The 12,276-nt window shown below is 71.9% G+C and carries 6 protein-coding genes; 3 read left to right on the top strand and 3 right to left on the bottom strand.

The window, feature by feature from the left end; translation table 11 throughout:
* Positions 1–13 precede the first annotated feature (13 nt).
* The 3 genes from ACZ46W_RS23005 (at position 14) to ACZ46W_RS22995 (ending at position 9,585) form a co-directional block, all read left to right on the top strand.
* Positions 14–1,531 (top strand): ABC1 kinase family protein, encoded by a 1,518-nt coding sequence (locus ACZ46W_RS23005; protein ID WP_468340403.1) that lies wholly within the window; start codon positions 14–16, stop codon positions 1,529–1,531.
* Positions 1,532–1,747: 216 nt separating this feature from the next.
* Positions 1,748–8,314, top strand: coding sequence for an SDR family NAD(P)-dependent oxidoreductase (locus tag ACZ46W_RS23000; protein WP_468340401.1), 6,567 nt, complete (start codon positions 1,748–1,750; stop codon positions 8,312–8,314).
* Positions 8,315–8,355: 41 nt separating this feature from the next.
* The gene (locus ACZ46W_RS22995) at positions 8,356–9,585 is read left to right on the top strand and encodes a geranylgeranyl reductase family protein (protein WP_468340398.1); all 1,230 of its coding nucleotides are present in this window, start codon (positions 8,356–8,358) and stop codon (positions 9,583–9,585) included.
* Between the two features lie 22 nt (positions 9,586–9,607).
* On the opposite strand, the gene ACZ46W_RS22990 is transcribed toward ACZ46W_RS22995, so the two are convergent.
* Genes ACZ46W_RS22990 through ACZ46W_RS22980 form a run of 3 tightly spaced genes read right to left on the bottom strand, consistent with a single transcriptional unit; the run spans position 9,608 to position 12,049 of the window.
* Entirely contained in the window at positions 9,608–10,393 is a 786-nt protein-coding gene (locus ACZ46W_RS22990; RefSeq protein WP_468340395.1) for an amino acid ABC transporter ATP-binding protein, read from the bottom strand.
* Between the two features lie 10 nt (positions 10,394–10,403).
* Positions 10,404–11,204 carry an amino acid ABC transporter permease gene (locus ACZ46W_RS22985; protein ID WP_468340392.1) on the bottom strand — a complete coding sequence of 267 codons (801 nt, stop codon included), beginning with the start codon at positions 11,202–11,204 and terminating at the stop codon, positions 10,404–10,406.
* Complete coding sequence (locus ACZ46W_RS22980; protein ID WP_468340390.1) at positions 11,201–12,049, bottom strand: ABC transporter substrate-binding protein; 849 nt, start codon at positions 12,047–12,049, stop codon at positions 11,201–11,203. The genes ACZ46W_RS22985 and ACZ46W_RS22980 overlap by 4 nt, the downstream gene beginning before the upstream one ends.
* Between the last annotated feature and the right edge of the window lie 227 nt (positions 12,050–12,276).

Genomic DNA, 12,276 nt, shown 5'->3' with positions numbered 1-12,276 from the left:
GGGAGTCGCGCCCATGAACCCTCCTCGGGGACGTCTGCTGATGCGGACGCTCGCCGGTCTCGCCCGGAAGGAGGCCACGCGCTCCCTGCTCCCCGGCGGGAGGGCGCCGGACGGGCAGGACAGCCGGGCGATCCGCCGGGCCCGCGACCTGCGGGAAGCGCTGGAGCGCCTCGGACCCTTCTACGTGAAGGTCGGGCAGATGCTCGCCACGCGGCCCGACATCGTGACCCCGGAGATGATCTGCGAGCTGGAAAAGCTCCAGGACAACGTGTCCCCCGCGCCGTTCCGCGACCTGGAGCCGGTGCTCCGGCAGGAACTGGGGCCCGGTTGGATACGGCGGTTCCGCGACATCGACCGTGACCATCCCCTCGGTACGGCTTCGCTCGCCCAGGTGTACCGGGCAGAGCTGCCGTCCGGCCGGCAGGTCGCGGTGAAGGTGCAGCGTCCCGGAGTCCGGGAGACGGTCCGCGGTGACATGAAGCTCATGGGCGCCCTGTCGCGTTTCGCGGCACGCCGGGCCCCGCGCTTCAACGAAGTCATCGACGTCGAGGCCATGTTGAACGTCCTGTTCGACTCCATGCGCCCCGAACTCGACTTCGTCATGGAGGCCCGCAACATGACGGAGGCGGCCGAGGTCGCGGCCGACTTCGAGCACATCGCCGTACCCGAGGTCGTTCTGGCCACCAACCGGGTCCTGGTGCAGAGCCTGGCCCCCGGCAAGCCGATCCGGGAGGCGGACAAGGAAGCGTTCACCGCCGAGGAGCGCGCGGCCATCAGCCATGACCTGCTGGCCTTCATGTACCGGGGCTACTTCGTCAACCGGATCTTCCACGCCGACCCGCACCCGGGGAACATCTTCGTCACGCCCGGCCAACCGGCGACGATCATCGACTGGGGCATGGTCGGGCGCATCGACCGCCCCATGAGCACCAGCGTCCTCCTGCTGCTGCTCAACCTCGCCATGAACGACGGCGCCGGTACCGCCCGCGCCTGGATCGACATGGGGAACGCCACCTCGTGGGCGAACGCCCCGGCCTTCGCCGGCGACATGGCGGCGCTCGTCCCGCAGGTGGCCACGGCGTCGCTGGAGGAACTCAACTTCGGGGTCACCCTCACCGCCGTACTCCAGTACTCCACCCGTCGCGGCATCCGCACCAGCCCCATGATGTCCATCCTCGGCAAGTCGTTCGCGAACATCGAGGGTTCCATCCGGCACCTGTGCCCGGAGCTTTCCATCATCGACGTCTTCTCCGAGGAACTCGTGGGGATCGTCACGGAGCTGGTCAAGGAATCCCTCTCACCGCAGCAGGCCGTACGCACCGCACTGGAAGTGATCACGGCCGGAGCCGCCGCGCCCCAGCAACTCCGAGGGGTCACGCGTGATCTCTCCAACCGCGATCTCAGCATGCGTATGACTCTCAGTCACCCACGCTCCGGGGACCGCCCCTCGGCCATGCGGAGAGGCGCGACCGACGTGTCCCTGGGGCTGGCCATCGCGATGCTGTGGAATCACTACGCGAAGGACCGCTAGTGCGACGGGAAACACGCGAAAGCCGTCTCGATCAGATGAATTGGACGCACGGAGGCGTGGGAAGTGTTTCGTTCGCCTCCGCCTCGTGCTCGTACACCCTTGGAATTCGACCGGCCGGATGGCGAAATAGGAATGTCTTGCAGGATGTGAAAGCCTGGGTGAGCGAGCCAGGAACCGGCCGTCTCCCGCTTTCTCGGGACAAGGGACGGACAAGCCATGCGTGGACAACCCGGCGTCGCAGAGCCCGGAGCGAGCCAGGACGAGCCCGTCGCGGTCGTCGGAGCCGCTTGCCGGTTCCCCGGACAGGTCGGCTCGCTCACCTCGTTGTGGCGGTTGCTGATGGCGCGTCGGGACACCAGGCGGGAAGTGCCCGGTGAGCGGTGGGAGCAGGCAGAGCTGGCCGGCCTGCCCGCTCAGGTGGCGGCCCGGCTGCGCTACGGCTGCTTCCTGGACGAAGACGTCTACGCCTACGACCCCGAGTTCTTCGGGATCAACTCACAGGAAGCACCCTGGGTCGATCCGGAACACCGGTTGCTGGCGGAAGTGATCTGGGAGGCCGTGGAACACGCCGGCATCCCGACCCGGCGACTGTCGGGTACGCCGACGGGCATGTTCTTCGGGCTCTACCAGAAGGACTACATGCTGCGTGTGCAGCGGCCTTTGGAAGAGGTCAACGCCTACGCCATGTACACCGGCTTCGACAGCATCGGTCCCGGCCGTGTGGGCTTCATGCTGAACCTGAAGGGCCCGCAGGTCGTCGTGGAGAGCGCGTGCGCCTCAGGGCTGGTCGCGGTGCACAGCGCCTGCCAGAGCCTGCGGACCGGTGAGTCGGACGTCGCCCTGGCCGGGGCCGCCATGCTGACCCTCGGCCCCGAAGGGGTCACCGCCCCCGCGCTGTGGGGGGTCTTCTCGCCCACGGGCCGCTGCCACGCCTTCGACGCCGCCGCCGACGGCTACGTACGCGGCGAGGGCTGCGGGGTGGTGGTGCTCAAGCGGCTGGCGGACGCGGTACGGGACGGGGACCGGGTGCTGGCGGTGCTGCGCGGTACGGCGGTCAACCAGAACGGGCGGGGCACACGGCTGAGCGCTCCCTCGGAGCCCGCCCAGATCGACCTCTACCGCCTGGCCCTGGAGCGGGCCGGTGTCGAGGCCGGCGACGTCGGCATGGTGGAGGCGCACGGCCCGGGCACGGCGGTGGGCGACCCCATTGAGTTCGCCGCGGTGGCCACCGTCTACGGCAAGGGCCGGGACCGGTGCGCACTGGGTTCGGTGAAGACGAACATCGGCCACACCGAACCGGTGTCGGGCGTGGCCGGTCTGCTGAAGGCCATCGCGGCGCTGCGGCACGGGCTGGTGCCGGCGAGCCTGAACTTCCGCCGCTGGAACCCGCAGATCGACGCCGGCGACACCCGGCTGTTCGTGCCGACCGACACCATCGAGTGGCCGGTACGGGGCGGCAGCAGGCTGGCCGCGGTGTCCTCCTTCGGTATCAGCGGCACCAACGTCCACGTCGTCGTCGAGCAGCCTCCCGCAACGATCCCCGCCCCGCGTGCCGCGCGCCCGCAGCCGCCCGGGGAGACCCGCCCGGCCAGGGGCGGTGAAGCCCTGCGCGTGTTCCCGCTCTCGGCCGGCACACCCGTCGCCCTGCGATCCGCAGCCGGCCGACTGGCCCGATGGCTGCGGGGCGAGGGGTCGCAGATCCCCCTGGGCGACGTGGCGCACACACTGGCCGTGCGTCGCTCGCCCGCTCGGGAGCGAGCCGCCGTCGTCGCCGCCGACCGGCGGCAGCTCGTGGCACGGCTCGAGGAGCTGGCGACGGGGACCGCGTCTCCCGCCGGCGTGGCGACCGGCAGAGCGGTGCCGGTCGCCGGACAGGGCGTGGTGTGGGTCTTCTCGGGGCACGGTTCGCAGTGGGCGGGCATGTGCCGGCGACTGCTCGACCACGACCCCGAATTCACCCGGGTCATCGATGAACTCGAACCGCTGGTCGCCGAGGAGTCCGGCTTCTCCCTCCGCCGGACTCTCCACCGTCCGGAGGTGGTGACCGGGTTCGACCGGGTGCAGCCGGTGATCTTCGCCATCCAACTCGGTCTGACGGCGATGTGGCGTTCCCACGGCGTCGAACCGGCAGCCGTGATCGGACACTCCATGGGAGAGGTGGCCGCCGCCGTGGCCGCGGGCGCACTGAGCGTCCGGGACGGGGCACGGGTCATCTGCCGGCGCTCACGCCTGATCCTGCGGACCGCCGGGAAGGGCCTGATGGCTTCGGTCGCCCTGGCACCATCCGAGGTGGAACGGCTGCTGGCGGAGCAGGACGTACGGGGGGTGACCGTCGCGGTCGTGGCGTCCCCGGAGAACACCGTCGTCGGCGGGGACGCCGACCGCATCCGCGCTCTCGCCGAGGAGTGGGACGCACGCGGCGTGGGCATCCGCGTGATCGACGTGGATGTCGCCTCGCACACCGACCACATGGACCCGATCCTCCCGGACCTGGCCGACGCGCTCAGGGACGTCACCGGCAGGACACCGCACACGGCCTTCTACAGCACCGTCACCGGCGATCCGCGCGACCGTGCCGCCTTCGACGCCGCCTACTGGTCGGACAACCTGCGCCGGGTGGTGCGGTTCGCCGACGCGGTGCGCGCCGCCGCCGAGGACGGCCACCGGCTGTTCGTGGAGATCGGCCCCCATCCCGTCCTGGTGCAGCCGGTCCAGGCCACTCTCGCCGCACACGGCCACACCGCCACCGCGGTCCTGCCCTCCCTGCTGCGGGACACCGACGACGCGCTGGCGTTCCACACACAGGTGGCGGCGCTGCACTGCGCCGGCCACCCGCTGGACTGGGCCGACCGCTACGGCGACGGCGCCCTGGCCGACGTCCCGCCCACCACCTGGGAGCGCACGCGGTACGTCGTCGCCCCCTCTCCGCTACGGCAGTCGGCCGCGACCCACTCCGCCCCGGCCCCGCACCCGCTCACCGGCCCCCACACCGCGGACCCCGACGGCGAGGGCCGCCACCTGTGGCAGACCCGTATCACCCCGGCGACGCTGCCCTGGCTGGACGCCCACCGCGTCAACGACGTCGTCGTGGTTCCCGGCGCCGCTCTGTGCGAGATGGCCGTCGCCGCCGCCACCGACCTGTACGCCGCCGGTCCGAAGCGCGTGCGCGTCACCGGCATCGACCTGGAACGGCTGCTGCTCCCGACGGCCGACGGCACCTCCGTCACCGCCACCGCCGACGCGTCCGGCCCGGGCAGCGCCCGCTGGCGGGTGGTCAGCGCGGCTCCCGACGGCACCACCGTCCAGCACGCACAGGCATTCCTGCACCTGACGCCCGAGGCGGAACCCGTCCCGGCCGGGTGCGATCCACACCGACTGCTGGCCGAGTTCCCGCACACCGTGGACGCGTCGGACGTCTACCGGCAGATGCGCGAGGAGCGCGGCGTACACCACGGGCCGCCGTTCCTCGGCCTCCAGGCCCTGTACACGGAAGGGACGCGGGAGCGGTCCGAGGCGCTCGGCGTGGGCGGGCGTCTTCTGGCGCGCGTCCGGGTGCCCGATGAGGGCCGGGCGGGCGCGCAGGCGCTCCACTGCCATCCCGTCGCGCTGGACACCTGCCTCCAGGTCGTCGCAGGCGCCGTGCTGCGCACCGGCGGCGTACCCGCCGGAGGGATCCTGCCGCGCCGCATCGAGGCGCTCCGGCTGTACCGGACGGTCCCGCTCAGCGGGTACTGCCTGGTCACCCTCGGACGGATGGGCGACGGCCGGTACTCGGCGGACTTCCGGCTGTGGGACGACGACGGCTCCGTGGTCGCGGACGCCACCGGTGTGGAGTTCCACCACGTGCCGGCCGAAAGCCCGGAGGAGCGCTTCGCCCGCCGTCTGCTGCGGGCGACCTGGGAGCCCGGCGAGCGCTCCGCGCCGAAGACGGTGACCGGACCCTGGACCCTCCTGGTGGAACCCGGGCGCGAGGCGTACGCGACCGCGCTCGGCGAGGCCCTCGCGGAACTGGGCGCCGCGGTGGACATCCGGACGCTCACCCGGGCCGGCACCTCGGACGACGGCCCCGCACCGGCCGCGTGCGCCGGGCTCGGCGCACAGGCACCGCAGGCGGTGGTGTACCTGCCGGTGTCCGGCGCGCACACCGACGGGGCGGCTCCCGACCGCCGGGCACGGGAGCAGGTCGACCGGCTGGTACGGGAGACCCGCGAACTGGCGAAGGCCCCGGGGGGCGGAGCGGCACCGCGCCTGTGGACCGTCACCGAAGCCGCCCAGCACGTCATGCCCGGGGACCGGCCGGACCTGGGGCAGGCGGGGCTGCGCGGGCTGGTGCGGGTCCTCGGCTACGAGCACCCCGAACTGCGCCCCGGCGTCCTGGACGTCGATGCGCGGACGCCGGTGGCGGACGTGGCCGCCGAGCTGCTGTCCTGCCCCGACGAGGAGGACGAGATCGCCTACCGGCGCGGGACGCGTCACCTGGCCCGGCTGAGCAACGCCCCGCTGGACGAGCGGGAGCGCCGCCGCGTCGCCGTCACGCGCGGGCGCGACCGGGTGGCACTGCACCTCGCACACTCCGGAGACCTCGACTCCTTCGAGTTCGTCGCCCAGTCACGCCGCCGGCCCGGGCCGGGCGAGGTGGAGGTGCGGATCGACGCCACCAGCGTCAACTTCATCAATGTCCTTCAGGCCATGGGTGTCTACCAGCGTTTCCGTACCGGCGGGGAGCGGTCGGACGTCTGCGCGTTCGACGGCGCGGGCGTCGTGACCGCCGTCGGAGAGGGCGTCCGGGACGTCCGGGAGGGGGACCGCGTGGCCGCGATGTTCGTGGAAGCGGCGCAGTCCGCCGTCATGTCCTCCTTCGCGACCGTCCGCGCCGACTGCCTCCTACGGGTGCCGGAGAGGATGCGAACGCAGGATGCCGCGGCCCTGCCGTGCGCCTACGTGACCGCCTGGTACGCCCTGCGACACCTGGCCCGGCTCCGGCCGGGAGAGAAGGTGCTCATCCACTCGGCGAGCGGCGGCACCGGTCTGGCCGCACTGAACCTCGCACGGGCCCGCGGCGCGGAGGTCCTGGCCACCGCGGGCAGCGAGGCCAAGCGGGCCTACCTGCGCGGCCTGGGCGTCCCGCACGTCATGGACTCCCGCACCCTGGACTTCGCCGACCGGGTGCGTGAGCTCACCGGGGGCCGGGGCGTCGACGTCGTACTCAACTCCCTCACCGGCCCGGCGCAGTCCGCCGGCCTCGACCTCCTGGCACACCGGGGCCGGTTCGTCGAGCTCGGCAAGCGGGACATCTACGCCAACGCCCGGCTGGGTCTGCTGCCCTTCCGACGCAACGTCACCTTCGCCGGCGTCGACGTGCTGATGATGCTCCAGCAGGACCCGGACCTGCTCGCCGAGGGCTACCGGGAACTGACCGGCATGCTGGCGGACGGCACCCTGCCGCCGCTGCCCGTCACCGAGCATCCCGTGGCCGAGGCGTCGTCGGCGTTCCACACCATGGCCTCCGCCCGGCACACGGGCAAACTCGTCCTCACCTGGCCCACCGACGGCACGGACACCCTGCCCGTACGTCCCGAAGACGTCCCCGTCGTCCGGCCCGACGGAAGCTACCTGGTCACGGGCGGGCTCGGCGGACTGGGCCTGCTGGTCGCGAGGTGGCTGGCCGAACGCGGCGCCGCGGCCGTGGTGCTCACCTCCCGGAGCGCAGCCACAGAGGCCACACGTACCGCCCTCGACACCCTCACCGCCACCTTCGGTACGCGGGTGACCGTCGTCAACGGGGACCTCGCCGAACCCGGCGTCGCCGAGGCGCTGGTGCGCGCCGCCGTGGACACGGGCAACCCGCTGCGCGGCGTCGTCCATGCCGCGGCCGTCGTCGAAGACGCCACCGTCGCCAATCTCTCCGCCGCCCTCCTGGAGAGGGTCTGGCGCCCGAAGGCGACGGGAGCCTGGCTGCTTCACCATGCCGTCCACGGCCAGGATCTGGACTGGTGGGTCAGCTTCTCCTCCGCGGCCTCTCTGCTGGGCAACCCCGGGCAGGGCGCCTACGCGGCCGCCAACGCCTGGCTGGACGAGTTCACTTCCTGGCGCCGGGCTCAAGGGCTGCCGGCCACCTGCGTCAACTGGGGCCCGTGGGCGGAGGTCGGCCGCGGAGCAGGCATGGAGAAACGCGGCTACACCATGATCACCCCCGCGGAAGGCATCGCGGCCCTGGAACGCATCCTCTCCCACGACCGCGACCGCACCGCCTACACACCCGCCGACCTCTCACGCTGGCTCGACTCCTACCCGGCCACCGGCCGCACCGCCTTCTTCGCCGGCCTGGCCGCCCCCGCGGCGGGTGCGGGCACCACCGGCGCACGCAGCGCGCTGCTGGAGTCCCTGCGGCAGACGGACAGCCCCCAGCAGCGCCAACAGATGCTCCAGGCCCACGTCATCGAACACATCGCCGCGGTACTGCGCGTGGGAACCGACCGGTTCGACGCCAACACCTCGCTGGTCGGTCTCGGCCTGGACTCGCTCATGGCCATCGCTCTGCGCAGCCGTCTGCAAGGCGAACTGTCCCTGGACATCCCCACCACGGTGATGTGGACCCACCCCACCGCGTCCGCCCTCACCCGCTACCTCCTGGCCCGCCTGCACCCGGAGCAAGGACAGGAGGACGCCCACGGCGACAAGGACTCCACTCCCCGCGACGCCCGCGGCGACAAGGACTCCACTCCCCACGACGCCCGCGGCGAGAAGGACACCGCTCACCCCTCGTCAGCCGTCCGGGACTGACGGTTCCCGCCCGTTCCAGCCGACCGCTAGGTGACCACCACATGCCACCACCGCCGTACCTTCCCACCCGAACGCCCGACACCTGGGACGTGATCGTCGTCGGCGCCGGCCCGGCCGGGGCCACCGCCGCCCGCGTCACCGCCGAGAACGGCTGCCGGACGCTGCTGCTGGAGCGCGCCGCCATCCCCCGCTACAAGACCTGCGGTGGGGGACTGATCGGAGCATCCCTCGCCGCGCTGCCTCCCGGCCTCACCCTCAACACCCTCGACACGGCGCGACAGTTCACCTTCACCCTCCACGGCCGCCGAGAACGTACGCGTGTCTCCAGCTCTCCCACCTGCGCCATGGTCTTCCGCAGTGAACTCGACGCGGCGCTGACGGAAGCCGCCGCCGCCGCGGGCGCCACGGTACGGGACAGCACCGCCCTGACCACCCTGGACCAGCAGGACGGCACCGTCACCGTGAAGACCAACCGCGGCGACACCTTCCGCGCCCGGGCCGTCGTCGGCGCCGACGGCAGCGCCAGCAGGGTCGCCCGCTACGTAGGAGTGCGCTGCGCGCAGGTCGACCTCGCCCTCGAGGTCGAGGCGCCGGTCGACGAGCGGACGGCCGACCGGTGGCGCGGCCGCGCCCTGCTCGAGTGGGGACCACTGCCGGGCTCCTTCGGCTGGGTCTTCCCCAAGGGGAACGTCTGCACCGCCGGAGTGGTGGCCGCCCGTGGCAACCCCGCCGCCCTCCGCGCCTACAAGGACGACTTCCTCGCCCGCCACGGACTCCTCACCCCCCGCCCCCTCCACGACACCGGTCACCTGACCCGGTGCCGCCGCCCCGACTCCCCGCTGGCACGGGGGCGCGTACTGGTCGCCGGTGACGCCGCCGCCCTGCTCGACCACTGGTCCCGGGAGGGCATCTCCTACGCCCTGCGCTCGGGAAACCTCGCCGGGCACGCCGCCGCCCGTATCGTGGCCGCCACCGGCGAGAAGGAGGCCACCACCGCCACCGACCACTACGCACAGCGGATCGACGCCACCCTCGGCGTCGAGATGCGCGCCAGTGGGTCCCTGATGAACCTCTTCATCCGCAACCCCGGCCTGGTCCACACCGCACTGACCCGCGTGCCTTTTGCATGGCACCGTCTCGACGCCTACATCGCCGGCCACACCAGCGTCGCCGGGATCATGAACACGCCGCTCGCGCGAGCCGCCGTCGCGCTGGGTACCCGGCTGCCGCCAAGAACCGCGGGCGCGCTCTCACAGGAGCCGGCCCCATGAAGGCCCGGTTTCCTCGCCCGTCCTAGGGCCTGTCCTCCGGTCCCGGCGGTTCGGCGGCGGCCGGGTCGAGGATGCGGGTCAGGAAGTGGCGGGTCCTCTCGTGCCGGGGCTCGCCGACGACCTGGGCGGCGGGGCCCTCCTCGACGATCCGGCCCTCGTCCATGAACACCACCCGGTCGGCGACCTCCCGGGCGAAGCTCATCTCGTGCGTGACGACCATCATCGTCATGCCTTCCGCCGCCAGCATCCGCATCACCGCCAGCACGTCGCCGACCAGCTCCGGGTCGAGCGCCGACGTCGGCTCGTCGAACAGCATCACCTCCGGGTCCATCGCCAGCGCCCGAGCGATCGCCACCCGTTGCTGCTGCCCGCCCGACAACTGCGCCGGATAGGCGTCCGCCTTGTCGGCCAGGCCGACGCGCGCCAGGTTCTCCCGGGCGACCTTCGCCGCCTGCTCCTTGGCGCGTCCCAGCACCCGCCGCTGCGGCAGGGTGAGGTTCTCGACCGCCGTCACGTGCGGGAAGAGGTTGAACTGCTGGAACACCATGCCGATCCGGCGGCGTACGGCGTCGATGTCGACGTCCAGGTCCGTGACCTCCGTACCGCCCACGAAGACCTGGCCCCTGGTCGGCTCCTCCAGCAGGTTCACGCAGCGCAGCAGCGTCGACTTGCCGGAGCCGGACGGGCCGATGACGCACACCACCTCACCGGTGGCGACGTCCAGGTCGATGCCGCGCAGCACCTCGTTGTCGCCGAAGGACTTGTACAGTCCCCGGATCTCGATCTCGTTCCGTGTCGTCGTCGTCATCGAGAGGTCCTCACTTGGCCCTGGCGGCGCGGGCCTCCAGGTGGCGCACCACGAAGCTCAGCGGAATCGTCACCAGCAGGTAGCACAGGCCGGCGACGAGGATGGGCGTGGAGTTGGCGGTCTGACTGGCCAGGTCCCGGCCGAACTTGGTCAGCTCCCGTTCCTCCAGTGTCACCCCGAGGAACAGCACCAGCGAGGAGTCCTTGAACAGCAGCACCAGCTCATTGGTGAGCGGCGGGATGATGATCCGGAACGCCTGCGGGATGATCACCGACACCATCGCCCGGGCGTGCGAGAAGCCCAGCGAACGCGCCGCCTCCATCTGGCCCTTGGGCACGGCCTGGATGCCCGCCCGGATCGTTTCCGCCATGTACGCGGCGGCCACCAGCCCGAGGCCGAGGGCGACCTTGCCGTACGTACCGCCGGGGATCTCCGTCCCGGGGAATGCCAGCGGCACGGCGACCCCGACGAAGATGAAGATCAGCAGGGCGGGCAGGCCCCGGAAGATCTCGATGTAGACGCTCGCGGCCCACCGGTAGGGCGCCACCGACGACAGCCGCATCAGGGCGATGACCAGGCCCAGGACCAGGCCGAAGGCGAACCCGGAGACGGTGTACACCACCGTGTTGCGCAGCGCGGTGGTGATGATGTCGGGGAAGAGCCGCTCGGCCAGGTCCGCCTGCGCGAACTGGTTCTGGAGGCGGTCCCAGTCGGCGAGGACGGCGATCAGGACGACGACGGCGACGAAGACCGCGTACTGGACGCCCCGGGAGATCCGCCGCCGCTGCCGCCTGGTCAGCCGTGAGGTCACGACAGGCCCTTGGGCAGCGGGCCGATCCACTGCTCGTAGAGCTTGTTGTACGTGCCGTCGGCCTTGGCGTCCTTGATCGCCTTGTCGATCGCGGCACGCAGTTTGTCGTTGCCCTTCTTCACCGAGAAGCCGTACTGCTCACCGGTCTCGATGTTCTGCCCGAGCGCGAAGGCGTCGGCGTTGGCCTTGTCCTTGAGCCAGCCCTGCACGACCGGGTAGTCGATGACGACGGCGTCGACCTGCCCGGTGCGCAGCCCGTTGAGCACGGCGTCGGAGCTCTCGAACGCCACGGGATCGAAGCCCTGGGACTTGGCGTAGCTCTCGCCGGTCGTCTCCGCCTGCGCGCCGAGCTTCAGCTTCCTCGCCTTGACCTCCGCGAGGGTGGTGGCGCCGCTCTTCTTGCTCGCCAGCAGGGCCTGGGTGGCGTCGAAGTAGGGGACGGAGAAGTCGACGTTCTTCTTGCGGTCCTCGGTGATGGTCATGCCGGCGGCGGCCAGGTCGCACTCGCCGGAGTTGAGGAACGCCCCGGTCTTGAAGTTCTCGAACGGCGTGTCGAGGATCTTCTGTTCGACCTTGAGGTCCTTCGCCACCAGGTCGATCAGCGCCACGTCGAAGCCGACGATCTTGCCGTCCTGCTCGAACTGGAAGGGTGGGTACGGCAGGTGGGTGCAGGTCGTCAGCTTGCCCTTCTCGACCACGGGCACCCCGCCCGCCGCCTCGCCGGGCCCCTCGTCGCCGTTCCCGCACCCGGTGGCGGTGAGCAGCAGCCCGGCCGCGGTGGCGCAGGCGGTGAAGACGGTTCGGGTGTGGTGGGCGTGTCGCTTGCCGCCGGCAGTCCTCGTCACGGTTGACCTCCATGAGCGCGGGGGCGGCCTCGGGTGACGCCGGGGGTGACGCCGGATGACGCAGCCGCCGGGCGTGATCGTATGACACGGAGCGCGCCCCGTCGCGGAGATCGCCGCAGCCGACCCGGGCACCGCCTGGGCGGCGGCCGGTCCGGGGCCGTCCTGCGGCGCCGCCCGGCCGCTCGTACGGTGGAGGACTCGTGCGGTGGAGGACTCGTGCGGTGGAG

Source organism: Streptomyces sp. NPDC031064 (assembly GCF_055570965.1).
The sequence above is the reverse complement of the archived record's forward strand: the minus strand, read 5'-3'. Positions and strand labels throughout refer to the sequence as shown.

Excerpts from the sequence above, each read along its gene's own strand:
- ACZ46W_RS22990 (WP_468340395.1), bottom strand. The coding sequence starts at position 10,393 with ATGACGACGACGACACGGAACGAGATCGAGATCCGGGGACTGTACAAG.
- ACZ46W_RS22995 (WP_468340398.1), top strand. The coding sequence starts at position 8,356 with ATGCCACCACCGCCGTACCTTCCCACCCGAACGCCCGACACCTGGGAC.
- ACZ46W_RS23000 (WP_468340401.1), top strand. The coding sequence starts at position 1,748 with ATGCGTGGACAACCCGGCGTCGCAGAGCCCGGAGCGAGCCAGGACGAG.
- ACZ46W_RS23005 (WP_468340403.1), top strand. The coding sequence starts at position 14 with ATGAACCCTCCTCGGGGACGTCTGCTGATGCGGACGCTCGCCGGTCTC.